Source organism: Saccharomonospora cyanea NA-134, assembly GCF_000244975.1.
GTDB classification, from domain to species: Bacteria; Actinomycetota; Actinomycetes; order Mycobacteriales; family Pseudonocardiaceae; genus Saccharomonospora; species Saccharomonospora cyanea.
The window spans coordinates 2,849,698-2,869,862 of the sequence record NZ_CM001440.1; the positions used below are offsets into that span (position 1 = coordinate 2,849,698).

General features: G+C 69.3%; 20 protein-coding genes. 11 read left to right on the forward strand and 9 right to left on the reverse strand.

Annotated elements, in window-relative coordinates; translation table 11 throughout:
* Window positions 1-22: 22 nt before the first annotated feature.
* The 5 genes from SACCYDRAFT_RS13440 to SACCYDRAFT_RS13460 all read left to right on the forward strand — a co-directional run bounded on the left by SACCYDRAFT_RS13440 (window position 23) and on the right by SACCYDRAFT_RS13460 (window position 4,126).
* On the forward strand, window positions 23-946 hold the full coding sequence (locus tag SACCYDRAFT_RS13440) for a pyridoxamine 5'-phosphate oxidase family protein (protein WP_005456891.1): 924 nt from the start codon (window positions 23-25) through the stop codon (window positions 944-946).
* A gap of 42 nt (window positions 947-988) precedes the next feature.
* A complete protein-coding gene (locus SACCYDRAFT_RS13445; RefSeq protein ID WP_005456892.1) occupies window positions 989-1,186 on the forward strand; it encodes a ferredoxin in 198 nt (65 codons plus the stop codon).
* Window positions 1,183-2,394, forward strand: a complete 1,212-nt coding sequence (locus SACCYDRAFT_RS13450; protein ID WP_005456893.1) for an NAD(P)/FAD-dependent oxidoreductase — start codon at window positions 1,183-1,185, stop codon at window positions 2,392-2,394. The genes SACCYDRAFT_RS13445 and SACCYDRAFT_RS13450 overlap by 4 nt, the downstream gene beginning before the upstream one ends.
* A 117-nt stretch (window positions 2,395-2,511) precedes the next feature.
* A complete protein-coding gene (locus SACCYDRAFT_RS13455) occupies window positions 2,512-2,844 on the forward strand; it encodes a hypothetical protein (protein ID WP_005456894.1) in 333 nt (110 codons plus the stop codon).
* A gap of 1 nt (window position 2,845) precedes the next feature.
* Window positions 2,846-4,126, forward strand: a complete 1,281-nt coding sequence (locus tag SACCYDRAFT_RS13460) for a WXG100 family type VII secretion target (protein WP_005456895.1) — start codon at window positions 2,846-2,848, stop codon at window positions 4,124-4,126.
* 58 nt (window positions 4,127-4,184) lie between these two features.
* On the opposite strand, the gene SACCYDRAFT_RS13465 is transcribed toward SACCYDRAFT_RS13460, so the two are convergent.
* The gene (locus tag SACCYDRAFT_RS13465) at window positions 4,185-5,345 is read right to left on the reverse strand and encodes an epoxide hydrolase family protein (protein WP_005456897.1); all 1,161 of its coding nucleotides are present in this window, start codon (window positions 5,343-5,345) and stop codon (window positions 4,185-4,187) included.
* Between the two features lie 75 nt (window positions 5,346-5,420).
* A complete protein-coding gene (locus SACCYDRAFT_RS13470; protein WP_005456898.1) occupies window positions 5,421-5,921 on the reverse strand; it encodes a DUF421 domain-containing protein in 501 nt (166 codons plus the stop codon).
* A gap of 108 nt (window positions 5,922-6,029) precedes the next feature.
* On the opposite strand from SACCYDRAFT_RS13470, the gene SACCYDRAFT_RS13475 reads away from it, so the two are divergent.
* On the forward strand, window positions 6,030-7,004 hold the full coding sequence (locus SACCYDRAFT_RS13475; RefSeq protein ID WP_005456900.1) for a helix-turn-helix transcriptional regulator: 975 nt from the start codon (window positions 6,030-6,032) through the stop codon (window positions 7,002-7,004).
* 21 nt (window positions 7,005-7,025) lie between these two features.
* On the opposite strand, the gene SACCYDRAFT_RS13480 is transcribed toward SACCYDRAFT_RS13475, so the two are convergent.
* The 5 genes from SACCYDRAFT_RS13480 to SACCYDRAFT_RS13500 form a co-directional block, all read right to left on the reverse strand.
* Window positions 7,026-7,430: a hypothetical protein gene (locus tag SACCYDRAFT_RS13480; protein ID WP_005456902.1), complete on the reverse strand. Its 405-nt coding sequence runs from the start codon at window positions 7,428-7,430 to the stop codon at window positions 7,026-7,028.
* A gap of 26 nt (window positions 7,431-7,456) precedes the next feature.
* Window positions 7,457-8,125, reverse strand: a complete 669-nt coding sequence (locus tag SACCYDRAFT_RS13485) for an inositol phosphate phosphatase SopB (RefSeq protein WP_232283673.1) — start codon at window positions 8,123-8,125, stop codon at window positions 7,457-7,459.
* Window positions 8,126-8,250: 125 nt separating this feature from the next.
* On the reverse strand, window positions 8,251-10,377 hold the full coding sequence (locus tag SACCYDRAFT_RS13490) for a hypothetical protein (protein WP_232283674.1): 2,127 nt from the start codon (window positions 10,375-10,377) through the stop codon (window positions 8,251-8,253).
* Between the two features lie 5 nt (window positions 10,378-10,382).
* Entirely contained in the window at window positions 10,383-11,381 is a 999-nt protein-coding gene (locus tag SACCYDRAFT_RS13495) for a hypothetical protein (RefSeq protein ID WP_005456908.1), read from the reverse strand.
* 53 nt (window positions 11,382-11,434) lie between these two features.
* The gene (locus SACCYDRAFT_RS13500; protein ID WP_005456910.1) at window positions 11,435-12,172 is read right to left on the reverse strand and encodes a Crp/Fnr family transcriptional regulator; all 738 of its coding nucleotides are present in this window, start codon (window positions 12,170-12,172) and stop codon (window positions 11,435-11,437) included.
* 242 nt (window positions 12,173-12,414) lie between these two features.
* On the opposite strand from SACCYDRAFT_RS13500, the gene SACCYDRAFT_RS13505 reads away from it, so the two are divergent.
* The 5 genes from SACCYDRAFT_RS13505 to SACCYDRAFT_RS13525 all read left to right on the forward strand — a co-directional run bounded on the left by SACCYDRAFT_RS13505 (window position 12,415) and on the right by SACCYDRAFT_RS13525 (window position 17,667).
* Window positions 12,415-13,593: a phosphatidylinositol-specific phospholipase C1-like protein gene (locus SACCYDRAFT_RS13505; RefSeq protein WP_005456912.1), complete on the forward strand. Its 1,179-nt coding sequence runs from the start codon at window positions 12,415-12,417 to the stop codon at window positions 13,591-13,593.
* A 75-nt stretch (window positions 13,594-13,668) separates the two neighbouring features.
* A complete protein-coding gene (locus tag SACCYDRAFT_RS13510) occupies window positions 13,669-14,502 on the forward strand; it encodes a peptidoglycan-binding protein (RefSeq protein ID WP_043536468.1) in 834 nt (277 codons plus the stop codon).
* A gap of 337 nt (window positions 14,503-14,839) precedes the next feature.
* Entirely contained in the window at window positions 14,840-16,264 is a 1,425-nt protein-coding gene (locus SACCYDRAFT_RS13515) for an MFS transporter (RefSeq protein WP_005456915.1), read from the forward strand.
* Between the two features lie 54 nt (window positions 16,265-16,318).
* Window positions 16,319-17,098: a thymidine kinase gene (locus tag SACCYDRAFT_RS13520; protein ID WP_005456917.1), complete on the forward strand. Its 780-nt coding sequence runs from the start codon at window positions 16,319-16,321 to the stop codon at window positions 17,096-17,098.
* Between the two features lie 230 nt (window positions 17,099-17,328).
* Window positions 17,329-17,667: an RNA polymerase-binding protein RbpA gene (locus SACCYDRAFT_RS13525; protein WP_005456919.1), complete on the forward strand. Its 339-nt coding sequence runs from the start codon at window positions 17,329-17,331 to the stop codon at window positions 17,665-17,667.
* A 98-nt stretch (window positions 17,668-17,765) separates the two neighbouring features.
* Here SACCYDRAFT_RS13525 and SACCYDRAFT_RS13530 read toward each other — a convergent pair whose 3' ends face one another.
* Both SACCYDRAFT_RS13530 and lnt read right to left on the reverse strand, forming a co-directional pair.
* Window positions 17,766-18,539 (reverse strand): polyprenol monophosphomannose synthase, encoded by a 774-nt coding sequence (locus SACCYDRAFT_RS13530; RefSeq protein WP_005456921.1) that lies wholly within the window; start codon window positions 18,537-18,539, stop codon window positions 17,766-17,768.
* Complete coding sequence (gene lnt / locus SACCYDRAFT_RS13535; protein ID WP_005456923.1) at window positions 18,511-20,061, reverse strand: apolipoprotein N-acyltransferase; 1,551 nt, start codon at window positions 20,059-20,061, stop codon at window positions 18,511-18,513. The genes SACCYDRAFT_RS13530 and lnt overlap by 29 nt, the downstream gene beginning before the upstream one ends.
* Window positions 20,062-20,165: the final 104 nt, after the last annotated feature.

Sequence of the window (20,165 nt, forward strand, 5' to 3'; positions counted from 1 at the left end):
CCGAACACCGGAAAGGACAGCCGTGGCCACCTACCACAGCGGTGAACTCGCGGTACAGGAGCGCGCCGGGCTCAGTGACCAGGCTCGGTTCTCCCTCGGCGGCATCCATCACGCCGTTCCCGAGGTGGCCGCGGCGTTCCTCGCCACACAGCCCATGATCGTCATCGGCGCGACCGACACCGACGGCAGGCTCTGGGCGACCCAGCTCACCGGAGACCCCGGGTTCCTGCACACACCCGCCCCCGACCGCCTCGTCATCGACGCGGTGCCCCATCCCGGCGACCCGCTGGCCGACGCCATCGCCCGGACGGCGCCACACCGGCCGCTGCGGCTCGGCGCCATCGCCATCGAGCCGGCGACACGCCGTCGCATGCGGCTCAACGGCCGCGCCGTCGCGCGAACGGACCGGATGGAGATCGACCTCGACCAGGTCATCGCCAACTGCCCGAAGTACATCCAGAAAAGACAGCCCGTACTCCGCACCGGAGCGGTCCGGCCGGAAGACCGCCGCATCACCGACAGCACCTCACTACGCCCCGACCAGCAGGACATGATCCGGGCGGCCGACACCTTCTTCGTCGCGACCGCCTCCGACACCGGCGACGCGGACGCCTCCCACCGAGGCGGCAATCCGGGCTTCGTCGACGTGCTCTCCCCCACCACGCTGCGCTGGCCGGACTACGTCGGCAACGCCATGTTCCTCACCCTCGGCAACCTCGCGGTCAACCCCTCGGCGGGGCTCGTCTTTCCCGGCTGGGACACGGGCACGGCACTCCACCTCACCGGAACCGCCCGCACCGTGTGGGAGCCGGACTCTGCCGCCCGGTTCCCCGGCGCCCAGCGTCTCGTCGAGTTCTCGATCGACGCGGTCCGGGAGATCACCCACGCCAGCCCCCTGCGGTGGAGCGAGCCCGCCTTCTCGCGGTTCAACCCGCCCACGCGCTGAATCCCACCTCCCGCTCCACTCCCACCCGGAAAGGAATCACCCATGCGCATCCACGTGGACATGAACCTGTGCGAGAGTCACGGCCAGTGTGTGTTCGCCGCTCCCGAGGTCTTCTCCTTCGACGACGACGACCGCCTCGTCCACGCCGACACCGCACCCGCCGACCTGCTCGGCCGCGTGACGGCGGCAGCGGCCAGTTGCCCCGTGCGCGCGATCACCGTCACGGAGACCGCCCCGTGACCGCCGAACAGCTGGTGATCGTGGGCGCGTCCCTCGCCGGGTTGCGCGCGGCCGAGTCGCTGCGGCACAACGGCTTCACCGGCCGCCTCACCGTCGTGGGCGGTGAGGCACACCCGCCCTACGACCGCCCACCACTGTCCAAACAACTACTGACCTCCGACATCGCACCGGACCCCGCCCTGCCCGTGCCTCACGACCTCGACGTGGAATGGAGACTCGGCACGTCGGCCGTACGGCTCCAGCCGGACCACCGAGTGCTCACCCTCGCCGGCGGCACACGCCTGCACTACGACGGTGTGCTCGTCGCCACGGGCGCGCACGCGCGCGGCTGGCCCGACCCGACACAGGTTCCCGACCACGGCGTCGTCACCCTCCGGACCCGCGACGACGCCACCACCCTCCGCGCGCACCTGCGACCTGGCCGCAGACTCGTCGTCGTCGGTGGCGGTTTCCTCGGCAGTGAGGTGGCGGCCTCGGCTCGCGCCCGAGGAGTGGAGGTCGTCCTCGTCCACTCCGGGCAACAGCCACTGGACCACCTCGTCGGTACCGTAGCGGGCTCGTTCGTGGCCGCACTGCACCGTGCGGCGGGAATCGACCTGCGCGCCGGCACCACCGTCGCCCGGTTCCGCTCACGCGAAGGCCACCTCACGGGCGTCGAACTGGCCGACGGCACGGCGCTGTCCGCGGACGTGGTGCTGCTCGCCCTCGGCGCCGTCCCCGCCACGGGATGGCTGACCGGCTCCGGGCTCGACATCGAGCGGGGTGTGCGCTGCGACCGCCACCTGAGGGCCCTCGACGTCCACGGAGCCGTGGTGCCGGGCGTCGTGGCGGCCGGTGACGTGGCGCGGGTCCCCCAACCACTCGCGGAGGGCCGAGCGATGCCGCTCGGCCACTGGAGCAACGCCGTGGCACAGGGCACGGCAGCGGCGCGCACACTCCTCGCCCCCGACGACCCGCCCGCGTTCACCGGTGTGCCGTCGTTCTGGTCCGACCTGTACGACGCCCGGATCCGCTCGGTCGGCCTTCCCGCGCTGCACGACGAGGTCCGCGTGCACGAACACGACCCCGAAGGGCGACGCCTCGACGTGAGCTACCACCGCAACGGACACCTCGTCGGCGCTCTCACCGTCAACCGGACCGGCCGCCTCGCGGCATACCGGGGTCAGCTTCTCTCACGCGCCGATTCACCAAGCCACACCGCCGCGTGAGCACGGGAGCCGCCCCACGGTGACCTCGGAGCGAAGAAAGATTCCGAAAACGCCCGTCCTGCCCTGATGCTCCCGATACGATCGTCGGTCACGGACTCACGAGCTGAGGGGACAGCAGTGACGGGCTTCTTCACATCCAACGACGATCTCGGGGACATCGCGTCCTCCGTCGATGACATCGAATCCGACGTCCGCTCGGTTCGCGAGACCTGGAACTCCGGCACCGGTGACGGCGCCGCCGCCTTCGCCACCGTCGAATGCGGCGCGGCCTTCTCCGACGTGCGCTCCGGCGTCGCCGCTCTGCTGCACGACCGCGCCGTGAAATACGCCGGCGTCGCCGAGTCGATCCGGGAGGGCCGTTCCGCCTACGAGCGCGTCGAGGACGCGGTCAGCGAGGCGATCGACCGCGTCGTCCCTGACCAGATCACCGACCTGTTCGGAGGCAACTGACATGGGGCAGCTTCCCGAGAGCGAACTGCACTCCCTCGCCAAACGTCTTCACGACTGGTCCGGCGAGGTCACGGCCGACAACGTCGCCACGGTCCTGTCGTCGGCAGTGACCGCCACAGCCGAGATTCCCGGCGATCCCGACGGCATCGAGGACCTCGGCGTTGCCTGCGGCCGGGCCGCCGACGACCTCGACTCCGCAGCCGAATCCCTCACCCCCATCGTCGGCCGCCTCCGCGAGGCGTGGGAGGGCGAAGCAGCCGACAAGGCCGTCGAACGCGTCGAGACCGAGCGCGAGGCCACCGAGACAGAGGCCGAGACACTGCGCACCACAGCGCGCGTGCTCACCGCTCTGGCCGACGCGACGCGTGACGCGCACAAACGGCACAGCGGCCTTCACGGACATCTCGCAGATCTGTCCAACAGGGCCGCCGCCCTCACCGGCGAGGAACCCGAAGCGGCCGACCTCGCCGACCAGGCCGCGACCACCCTCCGAGAAGCGGCGGACGTGTACTCGGCACTGCACCAGAACACCGCGGACGCGACGAAGAACCTGAGCACCGTGCTCTACGGCGGTGTCGCCCTGAGCGAGCTCGTCGGCGAGACACCGCGGGGACGTCGTTCACTGGAGGAGATCCTGCGGCAGTACCAGGTCGCCGGTTCCGCCTCACCGCAGGTGAAGTTCCCACCGCCGGATCTGGCCGACATCATCAACCCGATCCTGGAGAAATTCGGCAAGGAGATCCCGTCGAGCAACTGGAACGCCGAGGAACTGGAACTGTTCCGGCAACTGCGCCCCGACGAGATGTACACGTGGTACCGCGTGCAGCAGGAAGCCTACGTCGTGAGCGAGGAGCGGTTCCCCCACCTCGAACACACCACCCACAGCCACACGGACGCGTTCCGGCACGCGTACTGGAACGCGCGGATGACACAGGAATTCGGTGAGGAGTGGGCCGAGGCGTTCGCCACCTCCCACGAGCGCAGGGCCACCAACGACATGCAGTCGGAGGCGATGGACCTGCACAACAACGAACTCGGCCGCCAGATCGCCGTCCAGAACCCCGACGCCAGCCCCGAGGAACTGGCGGAACTCGTGAACGCGGCCGTCAATCGTGGCGACACGATCGTGCTCGACGGCGAGGGCCGCATCGCCTACAGCGACCAGGTCGCGCACAACCAGACGGTCGATCCCGAACAACACGACGAGTCGGTCATCGACCACGACGGTGCGCTCGACACCGACTTCGAGGGCGTTCGCCCCAAGGGCGGCTACCCCTGGTGAGCCACGAACGCCCTGCTGTCTCGTGCCTTAACAGCAGGGCGTTCGCACACCCGGCGCTTCAGCCGGTCAGGCCGCCGAAGAACTCACGCAGGTCCGCGAGCAGCAACTCGGGTTCCTCCAGCGCGGCGAAGTGGCCACCCCGGTCCACGTCGGTCCAGCGGACGATCGTGTTCTCCCGCTCGGCGTAGCGGCGGATGCCGACGTCGTGAGCGAACACGATCACCGCCGTGGGGACACCCGAGTTCTCCTTGACCGCGCCCCACGGTGCGTCCTGCGCGTAGCCGACATAGGCGGCCGAGCCCGCCGTGCCCGTCAGCCAGTACAGCATCACGTTGGTGAGCAGTCGGTCGCGGTCGATCACGGTGTCGGGCAGCGCCTCACGCGGGTGGGTCCACTCGCGGAACTTGTCCATGATCCACGCGAGCTGCGCCACCGGTGAGTCGCACAGGCCGTAGCCGAGTGTCTGCGGGCGTGTGGACTGGATGGCGATGTAGCCGAACTCCTCCTGCATGAACGCCTCGATGCGCCGCAGCCTGTCACGTTCCACATCGGACAGCGAAGCCCGCTCGTCCTCGGGAATCGACATCGGGGGCAGGCCGGGAGTGCCGTTGACGTGCACCCCCACCACCGCGCCCGAGGCGAGCCTGCCGACCGCGGGGGACACGGCCGCACCGATGTCACCACCGTGCACACCGTAACGCTCGTAGCCGAGCCGCCGCATGAGCTCGGCCCACGCCCTGGCGATCCGGGTGCTGTCCCAACCCGCCTCGGTGATCGGACCGGACAGCCCGAACCCGGGCAGCGACGGCACGACGACGTGGAACGCGGGTGCGTCCGGAGCACCGTGTCCGCGCGGATCGGTGAGCGGGCCGATGAGGTCGAGGAACTCGACGATCGAACCGGGCCAGCCATGTGTGAGCAGCAGCGGCGTCGCGTCGGCCCGCGCCGAACGCACGTGCAGGAAGTGGATGTTCTGCCCGTCGATCGTGGTCGTGAACTGCGGGAACGTGTTCAGTTCCTCCTCAGCCTTCCGCCAGTCGTAACCGTGCCGCCAGTACTCGGCGAGTTCCCGCAACCACGCCACGGGCACCCCGGTGTCCCAGCCGCCGCCGGGCAGCGCGGCGGGCCACCGGGTGGCGTCGAGCTTGGCGTGCAGCGCGTCGAGGTCGGCCTGTGGAATGTCGAGCGAGAAGGGAGCGATCTCCGTGCTGGTCTTCATGGCATCGACACTATGGGTCGAAGAGGACAACTACCGCCCTAGCTCCTCGGTTGTCTTTTCCTCGACTCGGACCCGTCACACCCCGGGCGGTCGGGAGACTGTTTCTGTCCCGCCCACGTCGGTCAGCACGCTGATCATCCCGTTCGGTTCGAGGTACGCACGTCGCACCTCGGTGAGGTCCTCGATGCCGTGCAACCGCAGATGGCTGCGCAGCTCCTCGGTCGTCATGAACTCCCGTCGCAGCACCGCCTGGTTGATTCGCCCGTGCTCGATCAGCAGTCGCGGCCGGGCCTTGGTCCACGCCGCGAGCCGGGGGAAGCGGTACGCGGCCGCGTCGACGACCACACTGCACAGCAGGATGGTCGCGGCGAGAACGGCGGCATCGGTGAGGCTCTGCGAGTCACCGATGAGGCCACCGCCGACGGCCTGCGCGATGAGCACGACGATCAGCACGTCGGTGAGCCCGAGCCCACCGGCCTCCCGCTGCCCGACAAGGCGCATGAGCACGAGCAGCGTCAGATAGATGACGGTTCCCCGCAGGAAGAGTTCGAGCGGTGGGGTCTCCAGGGTGAACATGCCGGTCCAGTCAGCCATGACACTGACTACCCGGCAGCGCACCATGTCACGGGCACGGGAGTGGACACAGCCACGGGACGACCTTCGCGGTGAGCCAGACTGACAGGCGTGCTGGAAACCTCCGCCCGACTGCTCCGTCTGCTGTCCCTGCTCCAGGTCGCCGGCGACCACACCGGCGCCGACCTCGCCGCCCGGCTCGGCGTGGACGTGCGCACGGTGAGGCGGGACATCGAGAAGCTGCGCGCGCTCGGTTACCCCGTCACGGCGAGCAGCGGTGTCCCCGGATACCGCCTCGGTCCGGGGACACGGTTGCCACCCCTGCTGCTGGACGACGACGAGGCGGTCGCGGTCGCGGTGGCCCTGCGCACCGCGAGCAGCGGCGCGGTCACCGGCATCGAGGACACCGCGATGCGGGCGCTGGCCAAGCTGCTCCAGGTGCTGCCCACGCGGTTGCGACACCGCGTCCGCACGCTGGAGGCGGTGACGACGTCGTTGCCGTCCGGAGCCACCGGCGTGGACCCGGACGTACTCACGACCGTCGCGGCGGCCTGCCATGCCAATGAACAGCTCCGCTTCGACTACACCGACCACACCGGCACCGGCAGTCTCCGCCGGGTCGAGCCCCACCGGCTGGTGCACAGTGGGCGCCACTGGTACCTACTGGCGTGGGACGTGGACAAATCCGGCTGGAGACGGTTCCGGGTCGACCGGCTCCGCCCACGCATCCCGGCCGGCCCCCGGTTCTCACCCCGCCCCCTGCCGGAGTCCGAGGCCGCGGCCGCGACCGCCCTCGGCATCACCACCCGCGCCTACCGCTACCACGGGCGTTTCGTACTGCACGTCCCGGCGGAGGTCGCCGCCGACCGGATCGCCCCGACGATCGGCACCTTGGAAGCCCGCGACGACCGTTCCTGCGTACTGCACGTGGGCTCGAACTCCCTCGACGAACTCGCACTGTGGGTGGCAGTACTCGGTTTTCCGTTCGAGGTCGAGGAGCCTCCTGAGCTTTTCGGAACGGTCCGAACGCTTGTTGATCGACTTGCCAGGTCGATCGGACAAGATCCCGCAAACCCCAGCGTATAGGACGTTATACATCCAGGTGTGTCATTCGGTGCTTCGCCGATCCGGTCGCGAACCCACCCACGACCCGCCCTGGATGTCCCGCGCCTGCACGACAGGACCGAACACCAGCCCCGACACCTGGTTGACCACCTCTCCTGAGCGGGCCCCCACATCGCCCACCTGCTCCCACAGGGTTCTCAACCGCCTACCGAACTCCGGATCCTCCCGCTCGGCCTCGGCGAGTTCGTGGGCCATGGACTCCACCGTGGCACCAGCCGCGGGCCGGCCCTCCCCCGCCTCGCTCGGGACCGCCGTACCCACGTCGTCGCCGAACCGCGTACGCACGAGCTTCACGAGCGCTTCCCACGCGTTGCGGCCACCCGCCACGGCGGCCTCACCGGCCTTCCCCGCCAGCGCGGTCGCCACCGCCTCCCACACCGGATCCATTCCAGTCCTCTCTCTTACAAGCCCGCTCACACCTCTGTCCCGGATGCCTCATCGTCTTCCCCAGGCCGGAGGCGAGTCGCCAAGTCCGCTCTCCCGTACTGGGAGAAGACCTTCCGCAAGACGTTCGACAGTCGCAGCCTCACGGCCTCGTCAGCCCCGGCCAGCAGCTCGTCGAGAAGCCCGCCCACGCTCTCCCCTCGCTGCTCGGCCTCCAGGATCCCCCGCAGTTCCTGGAACTGCCGCGCGATCGACACCAGCTCATCGGGGTTGTCCGGGTGGTCGAGGAACCATGACGCGGTCGCTCGCAGCGGGTCGAGCAGGAGCGCACACATCTGTTCGATCCGGAGGGCCCGATCCCTGGCTCGCCAGGACAGCGCCACCTGCTGTGCGAGAGCCTGCTCCCGTCCTGCCACTGCCTCGACCAACTCCGGGTCAGCCTTGACCGACACGCAGTGCCCCCGTGCCTGCACCGGCGTCTCCGCAACCCAGCCCCACTTCAACAGGGCGGTGTTCAACTCACCTCGCACCTGCTCCGAAGCGGTGAGAGTCCGGCGCCTGCTCACCTCGCGGGCCCGCCGGGTGATGCCTTCCCTCGCGATGTCGAGGAGAGCGGCCGGGGCCGCCTCGTTGCCACACCAGCACGCCTCGAAGACGATCTCGGCCGTGAAGAAGAGGTGTTCGTCCGCACTCGGCAACGGCAGCTCTCCGGAAGCACGAGTGGGGGAAGGCCAACCCTGCCAGGTGTGGCCACTCCCCACAGACGTGCCGTTGCCCGCCCTTCCCGCTCGGAGCTGCCGCAGCCAGGAAATACCCGAATTCGTCACAGGCCGCCCTCCCTCCCCCACACGGGATCGACCTCGTCCAGCCGCGTCCACAGCAACTGCACGGTCTCGGCCCGCTGCTGCGAGCCGCACGAGCGCAGGTCCGGCAAGATTCGATCGTTCCGGCTGGCGTACTGGACCTGCGCAATGCGTAGCGAGCTGGCGCCGGTCGCTCGCACGAGAAGCTCCACAAGGCTCTCCCGCTGCTCGGGTGGAGCACCGTCTGCCGCGTGAAGCCAGCCGTCGACCGCGGTCCGGAGATTCTCGGGCGGCATGGAGTCGAGCGCACGTTCCCAGAACGCCGCGGCCGTGCTGGCGGCGAGGTCGCGGGCACGGGTCTCAAACAACTCGGCCGCCGCGTCGGCCAGCAACTGCAACCTCGGCGGCGGGGCGTTGTCGAACCACTCCGTCAGATAGCCGAGAAACGCCGAGACGCCGAGCTGCTCCGCGAGCTGCCCCAGCGTGGCGACAACGGATTTCCGCACGTCCGGGTTCCTCGCACCGGCGAGGTGCTTGAGCCGGGTGAGCGCGACGCGCGGGAAGAACTGACCGATCCCCGCACACACCTCGGCCGTCAGCAACTGGAGATCGGCGTCGGACTTCCTCGACCATTCCCACAGTTCCTGCCGGACCGCCCTGCCCAGCGACGAGTCCGTGGCGGTAGCCGTCAGCAACCGCACTGCGATCGACCGACGACGGCGGTCCGGCCACCGGTCGGAGGTCTGCTGCCCGTGGGACACCCGCCCCGCGTGAGTCGTCGCCCAACGCCGCGCAAGCACGAGCGCCACCCGATGGCCTCCCTCGGCTGCGAGGTCGGCGGAACGGTCAGCGATCCGCTCCAGTTCCTCACGTCCGAGGTCGTTAATCTGCCGTGGCAGGCCAGCCAACCAGTCGAGCAGCAACTGGCGAAGCTCCGGATGTTCCCGCCACAGATGCCGCACCACCTCGGTGGCGAAGCCGCGGGGCCGGAACTTCCTGCTCGCCGGGTCGAAGTGCTCAGAGGCGAAGTCGTGCAACCGGGCGTACGGGCTCGGAGTCAACAGCGGCGCCACGCTCGCGGTGTCCACCCCGTTGGCGGCCAGTAGTTGATCGGCCGCGGTGACGACGTGCTGGGGTTCGGCATGTTCCAGCACGGCCGAGGCCACAAGCAGGGCGAGCCATTCGGTGTCACCGTTCTCCTGCCGCTTGCGGATCTCCTTGCGCAGCGCCGGAGCCCAGCCGTACCGCTGTTTGTCGAGGACCGTGCGCAGCGCCTCGGCCGGAGTCTCCCCTTCACGGCTGCGATCCGTGACCGCCTCGGCGACCTCCTTCACCCCGGGCGGCCACAGGTGTTCGAGCTGTTCGGCACAGCCAGCCTCCTGCACCAGGGTGTGCGCGTCCACTCCGTCGAGGTAACGGGCGAGCACCTCTACAGACGGCGGCTTGCCCAGGTGGTGCACCCGGCCGGGCAAGGTCTCGTCGAACTCGCGAACCTGGTTGCGCGGCACCATCAGGATCAGAAAGCTCCGGCGCTTCTCGAGTACCCGCGCGAATTCCACCAGGCTCCGACGGAGCTCACCGACATCCTCGCCCGCCTCCCGGAGATCCAGCACGAGTGCGGTGCTCCCCTGCTTGCCCAACAGGTCGTGCTCGCTCAGCCGGAAGCCCGGATCGAGGAGTTCCTCACGAACGGCGAGCCCCGGGTACTTCTTCCGCAGTTCGTGCCCCAGCCGCAGCCCAGCCGCGAACTGCCCACCGCTGCGGTTCTCCGCGGTCAGGAACAGGACGTTCCGTTCGTCGAGAACGCGGAAGGCGGTGCCAGGGTCGTCTCCCAGCAGTCCCGGTGGTGCCACATACTGGCGCGCGAGCCGCCGCAGTGCCTCCGGGTCCTGAAGCCCTCGCCCACTGCGTTGCCGCACCCGGGCGGGTTCCCCTGTCCCCAGGATGACGGCGGATTCGATGGCGAAGTTCCACGAGTAGTCGTTGACGTCATGCTGCGCCAACTTGTTGCCGTCCCCGGTGACGCTCGTCGAAGGTGCGGGCTGGGCGTGCTCGTCGTGCTGTCCGAGCGTCGCGGTGACCGGCGTTGGTCCGGCGGGCTCGGCGTCGGCAAGCATGCCGAACGCGTCGAGATCGTCGAGTTCCACGCCCCTCACCGCCCCGCGGGCCGGGTGTCGTCAGCGACACGCCGCCCGCTGCCCGGCCCGAAGTTGCCGTCCCCCTGGGTGAAGAACGTCCCCGAGAACTCCTGCGTCGTCGTGGACCGGTTCACGTTGGCATCCCGGCCCGCCGCGACGTTGCCGTTCCCGGTCACCACCATCCCACCGCTGACGCCGCGCACGGCCCCGTTGCCGAAGCCCCCTCGCACATCCCGAACCTGCGAGACGGTGTCGACGGTCCCCTTGACCACGTTGGACGAGCTGGTGTCACCACCGTCATTCCGGGTTGCCTCGGGAGATTCGGTCACCTCCGCCTCCGGTCGCTGCTGCACCGCCAGCAGCCCCGAAGTGAGCAGCTCACCCGACGGCGTCGGCACCCGCAGGTAACCCGTTCCCTCGTACTCCTTCGCGTCCACCTTCAACGACGTTTCGACGAACTCACTCGGCTTCCGCAGACACCTGCCAGCCTCCACGACGTGTTCCATCACCGAGCGGGAGATCACGGACGCCACGAAGGTGACCTCGGCGTCGGAGTGGTCCAGCAGCGCCCTGACGGGCGCGGCGTCCACCATGCGCCCGGCCTCGACCATGACCCTGCCGTGCGGTGAGTCGGTGACGAGCACGTCGAACGACTCCACCGGCCCCAGGTGCAGACTCGCGCGCAACCGCAGCCGCACCCCGGCTGCCTGTAGGTCACACGCCCTGCGGCGCAGCTCGTTCTGCAGGGAGTCGAAGTACCTGTCCACGACGGCACCCACCAACTCGGGTCGTACCCCGACGAGATAGCCGTCCCCCCGGAAGGCCCGGAAGCCGTGCCCGTCCCACAACTGCCGCAGCCCCGCCTTCGTCGCGGAGTCCCGCAGGACCACGGGCAACAGGTCCACGATCGTCTTCTGCTGGGCGTCGTTGTGGGCGCTGAAGCGCCGGACGTCCACCGCGAGGATTCCGACGAGTTCACCGAAGCCGCGGTCTTGCGACAGTTCCTGCTCCATCCCTGTCCCTTCCCGGGTGCGCCTTCCTGACGAGAGATCAGGTTGCCGCGCTCTCACGGGCGGTTCTGTCCAGAACTGGACACAGAGCCGGCGAGCGCGGCGAGGTCCAGCACCTCCAAGCGGCCCCGGGTGATCCGCACCAGTCCCGAGGCCTTCCACCTGGCGAGCACCGGTGTGACGGCCGAGCGCACCAGGCCCAGCGCGGAGGCGAGCTCTTCCTGTGACATCGCGATCGTGGTCGGGGTGGGGTGGTCCGGACCCGCCGCCTCAACGAGGGTTGCGACGAGGTCGGCGAGGCGCGCCGCCGTGGTGAGGTGAGCGAGTTGCCAGGCATGAGCCGCGCTTTCCCGCACCTTGCCGAGGATGTAGCTGTTCAGATGCCGCTCAAGGCCGAGCCGCCGAACGAGGTCGGTGAACCGCCGCGCGGAAAGCTTCGAGGTGATGCCCGGTTCGATCGCCGCGACGGTGGCCGACCTGGGATGGCCGTCGGAACCGGAGAACTCACCGATCACGTCACCGGGGCCGCGCACAGCGATCAAAAGTTCTCGCCCGTCGGGTTCGGCGTAGACGACCTTGAGCCTGCCGGACACACACAGCAGCACCCAACCGCCCGAATCGCCCTGGTGCAGCAGCCGTTCCTGCGCGGTGTGAGAAGCACGGACCCCGTGTTGGACAAGCTGTGACCAGGCGGGGGCGGGGACAAGGGCTCGGAAGCCACGAGAGGCGCGGACGCAGTGGTTTTCGCTCACGCCCTTGTATGTACTTATCGGTCGAGCGATGTGAGCATCCATGACACAAGATCACTCAAAGTGATCACCTCGGCCACGGCGAGTACGAGGCTTTCAGCCTCCGAGGTCGCCTGACACAGATTTGTTCACTACACCTCCGCATATAGAGCGTTATACGGCTCTGTCGCGACCCACCCGCGTGTCTTTCGAGCTGTCGACCGGAGGTCACGATCCCGCCGCGAGGCGTTCACCGGCGCGGCGCACCATTCCTCCCCAAAGACGATCCTGTCGTGACAGGAGCGGCCATGCCCCCACACCGATTCCGCACACACCTCACCGTGGCGGCGGTCGCCGCCACCACCGGACTCCTCCTCGCGCCCACGCCGGGCGACGCCCACCAGAGCCCACGCGCCGGAAGCGAGGTCGTGCGGCTGAACCACATCCAGGCCGTCGGCACCCACAACAGCTACCACCGCGAACTCACCGACGAGGAGAAGGCGGTGCAGCAGCGCACCGACCGGAACTGGTGGAACCTCGCCTACTCGCATGCGTCGATCCCCGACCAGCTCACCGAGCAGGCGGTCCGCAGCATCGAACTCGACCTCTTCCCCGACCCCGAGGGCGGCCTCTACCCCCAACCACTGGTGCGCACGGAAGCCGGCCTCGGACCGATCGAGGATCCGGCGATGCGGCGCCCCGGCACCAAGGTGCTGCACTGGGCCGACCACGACTACGGCACGTCGTGCGCCACGCTCGTCACCTGCCTGCGGCAGGTCCGCGACTTCTCGGAAGCCAACCCGGGGCACGTCCCGATCGTGGTCATGCTGGAGTTCAAGCGGACCGACCCCGCCAAGGAAGCACTCGGCGGCCCCAAGAGCCCGCCGTGGAACGAGGCCAACCTCGACGCCGTCGACGCCGAGATCCGGTCGGTGTTCGGCGAGGACGACATGATCACACCCGACGACGTCCGCCTCCCCGGCCGCACGCTGGAGGAGTCGGTGCTCTCCGGCGGGTGGCCGACGTTGCGTCAGGCGCGCGGCACGGTGCTGTTCCTGATGGACAACAACCGAGGCCCCGCGCGGGACAACTACCTGCGAGGCAGGCCCAGCCTCGAAGGCAGGGTCCTGTTCACGAACTCGAACCCCGGTCAACCCGACGCCGCCTACGTGCAGCGCAACGACCCCACCGGCTCCCACGAGAACGAGATCCGCGCTCTCGTGCGGGCGGGCTACCTCGTGCGCACGCGCGCCGACGTGCCGTTCTCCGAGGCCCGCTCCGGAGACACGTCGCGACTGGAGGCCGCGCTGGCCAGCGGAGCCCAGATCATCAGCACCGACTTCCCCGCCGTGGGACTCGCCGCCAGGCACGGAAGTGACTACGTGGCCCGCGTCCCCGGCGGCACACCCGCCCGGTGCGACCCGGTCAATGCCCCACGGTCCTGCGACTCGGAGCACCTCGACCGGCTGCCCACGCGGCCGAGGTGAACGGGAAAGCAAGAGAAGCCGCAGGTGAGGCCGGTTTTGTACGAAAAATATATGTGACCGGACGACAGTGACACCATGCCGAGCCACCTCGATCGTCGCCGTTTTCTCGCCATGGTTCCCGGGATCGCGGCGGCGACCGTGCTGGCTCCGCACGTCGCCACCGCGGGCGCGGCGGCCGACATGGAAATGGTGGTGCTCGCCGCGCAACTGGACCCGGTGAAGAGCGGCACGGGGCTCACCCCGGGGGCGGGGACGAGCGTGCGACTGGTCGAACAGGCACTCGCCGACCGAGGACTGCTGGCGCGCCAGTACGTGGACGGGCATTTCGGCACGGCGACGCGGGCCGCGTACGCGCGGTGGCAGGAATCGTTGGGATACACCGGGTTGGCGGCCAACGGGCTGCCTGGCAGGACCTCGCTCACCACGCTCGCGCAGGGACGGTTCTCGCTGACCCGTCTCCTCACCCCGGGGGCCCGCACGACTCGTCAGGGCTTTCCGTTCAACACCCGCACGGTCGCCATGCTCGACGAGGCCACGAGACTCTCGCGAATCCCGCTCGTGGTCGAACAGGGTTCGTACTCTCCGGGCAACGACCCCACCTCCGCGGGCACCCACGACGGTGGAGGCGCCGTCGACCTCGACGCGGAAGCGTTGACACGGGCCCAGCGAACCGCCTTGGTCACCGCGCTGCGGCGAGTGGGTTTCGCGGCGTGGTTGCGCAGCCCGAGCCAGGGCGACTGGCCGTGGCACGTCCACGCGATCGCGGTGAACGACACCGATCTGTCCACACCCGCGCAGAAGCAGGTCGGCATGTACTACCTCGGCCGCAACGGACTGGCGAACAACGGCCCCGACGACGGACCGCAGGTGCCCAGGGTGACCTGGGAGGAGTACCTGCGCTCCCGGTGAACGGCTCGTGCTCGCCCACGAGCCTCTGGAGCCGCTCGATAGGGTGCGAGCTCCTGCCGAGCGGCTGGCCGGCTCCGTCGGGAAAGCGTCACAAAGCCCTGCCGTATAGGTCGTTATACGATTTACTCGTATGCTCGCGGCGCGACGCCTGGAAGCCTGGAAGGCACCGGACACGGCGGGACCGCCGGTGCTCGGACGCGTGGACCGGCACGTGGCGGTGTCGGCGCGGTGATGCGGGAATGACGACGACGTTGCGGTCCGGCAGTCGCCGCTCCGCCGGGCGGCGCGGCCGAGTAGTCTCCGCTCACCTGGAACGATCACCGAGCGAGGAGCCCGGATGAGCACCGTGGGCAGTGGCCCGTCACCGACGGCCGACAAGCGGCAGCGTCGGCGGGAACAGTGGGGTTGGTACTTCTACGACTGGGCGAACTCGACGTTCTACACGTCGGTGATCACCGTGTTCGGCGCCCTCTACATGAGTTCGGTGGCCGCACTGGACGCCAAGTCCCATCCGGAACGCAACGGCCCCACCCCCTGCGTCGACGAGCACGGCGTGGAGAACAACCTCGTCAACTGCGACATCAGCCTGCTGGGACTCACGTTCCCCGCCGGATCGCTCTGGGGATACCTCCTCGCCGCCTCCACCGTCATCCAGGTACTGATCCTGCCGATCACGGGAGCGATCGCCGACCGCAGCCAGAACAAGAAGCGCATGCTGGGGTTCTTCGCGTTCCTGGGCTCCGCGGCCTCGGCGCTGCTGTTCTTCGTCTCCGGCGACCGCTGGGAACTCGGCGTGGCACTGTACATGATCGGCAACATCGGTTACGGCGCCTCGATCGTCACCTACTACTCGTTCCTCCCGGACATCGCGACCCCCGACGAGCGCGACGACGTGTCCTCGCGTGGCTGGGCGTTCGGCTACCTCGGCGGCGGAGTCGCACTGGCGGCGCAGCTGGTGTTCTACCTCAGCCACGAGTCCTTCGGCATCAGCGAGTCGCTCGCCGTCCGGATCTGTTTCCTCACCTCGGGACTGTGGTGGGCACTGTTCACGCTCGTCCCGCTGCGCCGCCTGACCGAACGACAACCGCCTCACGGTCACGAGCACGGCGCTTCGGTGCTGAAGGCCGGGTTCGTGGAACTGCGCGACACCCTGCGCGCGGCGAAGGCGTTCCCCCTGACGCTGGCGTTCCTCGGCGCCTACCTGGTGTTCACCGACGGGATCTCCACAGTGGTCTCCGTGTCGGCGCAGTACGGCTCCGAGGAGCTGAAGTTCGACAACGAGGTACTCATCGCGACCATCCTCGTGATCCAGTTCGTGGCCTACGTCGGTGGCATGCTGCACGGACTCGTGGCGCGACGCTGGGGTGCGAAGAAGACCATCCTGGCGAGCCTCGCGGTGTGGATGGTGGTGGTCGCCTCGGCGTACTTCATCGAGGCGGGCCAGCAGTTCCAGTTCTACGCCGTCGCGGCGGGCATCGGCCTGGTACTGGGCGGCACCAACGCACTGTCCCGCTCCCTGTACAGCCAGATGATCCCGGCGGGCAAGGAAGCGCAGTACTACTCGCTCTACGAGATCGGTGAGCGCGGCACGTCGTGGCTGGGACCGCTGCTGTTCGCCGGCGTCGGCCAGGCGACCGGTTCGTTCCGCTACGCGATCATCGCGCTGCTCGTGTTCTTCGTCGTCGGGTTCGTGCTGGTGGCGCTGATCCCGGTGCGGCGGGCGATCGCGGAGGTCGGTAACCCCGAACCGTCGGTGCTGTAGCCGTACGCGGTGTTGCGAGAGCCGCGACACCGCGTACGGATAGGGTGCTTCGTCGTGACCGCTCCGCATGACGACGACACCGACCCGACAGACGCCCTCTCCCCCGTGCCCGCCGCGGCATGGCGCCGGGACATGCCGGTGACCGGCAGAGTCAAGTTCTGTTACGGCCCGATGGACTGTGGCAAGTCGACGTTGGCGCTGCAGATCGACCACAACCTCGCCAGACAGGGCAGGCAGGGGCTGCTGCTGGTCCGCCACGACCGGTCGGGCGCCGCCCAGATCAGCAGCCGCATCGGCATCACGCGGCAGGCACTGGAGGTCGAGGCCGGCACCGACGTACGCGCGGTCGTGCGGCAGGCGTGGGAACGCGGCAAGCACGTCGACTACCTGATCGTCGACGAGGCGCAGTTCCTGTCGCCCGTCCAGGTGGAGCAGCTCACCGAACTCGCCGACGAGGCCTGCATCGACGTGTACTGCTTCGGCATCGCGACCGACTTCCGCAGCGAACTGTTCCCGGGCGCCCGACGGTTGTTCGAGCTGGCGGACGAGCTCCAGCCCGTACAGGTGGAGGTGCTGTGCTGGTGCGGCAGGCCCGGCCGGTTCAACGCCCGGGTCCGCGACGGCGTCGTCCTACGCACCGGCGACACGGTGTTCGTGGCCGACACGACGTCGAACGCGGGCGGTGCCGTGTCCACCGGTGAGGTGAACTCCGACACGACACGCTCGTCGACGGAGACGGCTACCGTCCGTTACCAGGTACTTTGTCGACGGCACTTCCGTCTTGGCGAGGTGGGGCCGGACGCGTCCGGTCCAGGGCAACTCCAGTTGGCTTGAACAGCCGGAGCCTTCTCACCCAGGCGGGGGATATGAGGAGCGGGGTTGTCGTTGTCGCGTCACAGTGTGATGCGCAGCGCCTCCCCTGAGAAAAAGCAGTTTTCACGCGGGTGACGTAGTTCATCATGCGTAACGACGGTGTTGTTGGGAATTCAACCGACGACTCCCGTCGTTGCACAGGGTGAGCACCGCCCGGGCTCTCCTTCGGGAGCCGACCGAAAGGACCCATCATGGCCGACCGTGTTCTTCGTGGAAGCCGGTTGGGTGCGGTCAGTTACGAGACCGACCGCAATCACGACCTAGCCCCCCGACGTACCGTGCGCTACAGGTGCCCGAAGAACCACGAGTTCGAGGTGCCGTTCTCCGACGACGCGGAGATTCCCTCCACCTGGGAGTGCAGACTGCACGGCAGCGAGTCGGAGATCGTCAACGGCGGAGCACCCGAACCCAAGGAGACGAAGCCGCCCCGGACGCACTGGGACATGCTGTTGGAGCGGCGGTCGATTCCGGAGCTGGAGGAGCTGCTGAACGAGCGGCTCGCCGAGCTCAAGAACCGCAGGGGCCGCTAGGTGTAGCGACCGCACTTCCACCCGTGCTGTGAAGGCCACCCTCCCCGACCGGGAGGGTGGCCTTCAGCGTGTCCGGCGCACCTCCCCCGCCCTGCGCGTCAGCGGCGCACGCGGTCGCGCCAGGCCCGCACCTGGTCGCCACGGCGTTTCAGCCCCCACTGCGCCACCTTGAGGATGGCCTCGCCGATGATGGCGCTGCTCATCTTCGACTGTCCCAGCTCGCGCTCGGTGAAGGTGATGGGCACCTCCAGGATGCGGAACCCCTCCTGCGCGCTGCGCCACGTGAGGTCGATCTGGAAGCAGTAGCCCTGTGACGCGATCCGGTCCAGCGGCAGCCGCTGGAGCACCCGGCGGCGGTAGGCGCGGAACCCGGCCGTGATGTCGGCGACGGGCACCCCGAGCGCGATCCGCGAGTACAGGTTGGCGGCTCGCGACAACAGCTGCCGGTGGGGCGGCCAGTTCACGAGCGCCCCACCGGGCACGTACCGGGAGCCGATCACGAGATCGGCGTCGCGGAGAGCGTCGAGGAGCCGAGGCAGGTCCTCGGGGGCGTGCGAGCCGTCGGCGTCCATCTCGACGACGGTGGCGTAGTCGCGTTCGAGCGCCCAGCGGAACCCGGCGATGTAGGCGGCGCCGAGACCGGCCTTCTCCGTGCGGTGGAGCACGTGCACGCGGTCGTCGTCCCCCGCGAGCTTGTCGGCGACCTCCCCCGTGCCGTCGGGACTGCCGTCGTCGACCACGAGCACATGGACCTGCGGCAGTACCGCGTGCAGGCGGCGTACGAGTGGCGGGAGGTTCTCCCGTTCGTTGTAGGTCGGGATGATCACCAGCACCGGGTCAGTCTCATCCCTGTGCTGTGTCCCCTCCGCCATGCTGCTCCCCTTCTGTCGCATCTGCGCGCGTTGTGGTCCCGCTCGGGTGCGACCGGAGCACGAACCCGGCGACCACAGCGGCGAGCGCGGCCCCGACCAGCGCGTACTCGGTCCACGCACCGAGTCGATCCGACAGCGTAGTCTGCTGGCGCAGGGGCACGTCGGCCACCATTGACGTGGCGGTGTAGAGGCTGGTGGAGCGGGTGACACCGCCGTCCGGCGCGACGACGGCACTGACCCCGCTGGTGGCCGCCACCACGACGGCACGGCCGTGTTCGACCGCGCGTACCCGCGACATCGCGAGCTGCTGGTAACTCATCTCCCCACGCCCGAACCAGGCGTTGTTGGTGGGCGCGACGAGCAGTTCGGCCCCGGCCAGGACGTTGTCCCTGGCGACGTAGTCGTAGGCGACCTCGTAACAGATGACCGCCCCGATCCGGGCTCCCGCGACGTCGAGGGCGGCGCCTTCGCCGCCCCATCGCATGTCCCGGGTGTCGTCGACGAACGGCGTGAACCAGCGGGCGATGTCGCGCATCGGCACGTACTCGGCGAACGGCACGAGTTCCCGCTTGACGTAGTGGTCGGTGATCCCCGCACCGGGCTCCCACACGAGCGCGGCGTTCTCGGTCAGGTCGCTGCCCGGCGGCTGGTAGAGCGCACCGACGAGGACGGGGACGCCGAACTCGTCGACCAGCGTCTGGAGCTGCGGGTCGGGGCCTCGGACGTCGGTGGCCGTCTCCGGCCAGACGACGAGGTCCGGGCGAGGGACCTCGCCGGAGCGGATGCCGTCGAGCAGGTCCGCGCTCTCGGCGAAGTGGTTGGCGCGGATCGTGTCGCGCTGCCCGAGCAGGCCGATGCCGACATCGGGCGCGTTGCCCTGCACCACGGCGACGGTGCGGGTACCGGCCTCCTGCGCCGTGTCGACGCTGGGCCAGGTGGCCAGCCCCGCCAGAGGAGGGAGAAGCACGGCCAGTGCCGGCGCGGCCCACGCCCGGCTCGGGCGGACACCGCCGGCGCGGACGCGCACCACGAGCTGGGCGAGCCCGAACCCGGTGACGAGCACAGCGAACCCGACCAGCGGTGCGCCGCCGAGCGAAGCCAGGGACAGGTAGGCACCCTCCGGCTGGCTGAATCCCACCCGGCCCCAGGGGAAGCCGTTGAACGGCCAGCGCAGCCGAGCCGACTCCTGCAGCAGGAACACCAGTGCCTGCCACACCGGCGCCCCGGGCAGCCGGGACACGATCGGCATGAGGGCACACGCCAACGCCACGTAGGCGGCGAGCACGCCGGAGAGCGCGAGCCACGGCGCGGGCCCGAACTCCTCCCCCAGAAAGTCCTGGATCCAGACGATGTGCGCGAGGTAGAACGCGAGCCCGAAGACCAGCCCGTAGCCCGCGGCGCCCCACACTCGGCGCCCGTGCAGCACGAGGCCGAGCCCGGCGAAGGCCAAGGGCACCACCCACCACAGTGGGCGCGGGGCGAACCCGGCGCAGAACAGCAGGCCGGACCCCGCGGCGAGCACGACACGGGCGGCGACGGGCAGGAGTCGGCGGAGCCGTGCCGGGCGACTGGAGGCGGGCGCCCCGGGGGGCGTCCGGCGGTGAGGCCGTGGCGGTCACGCGCTCA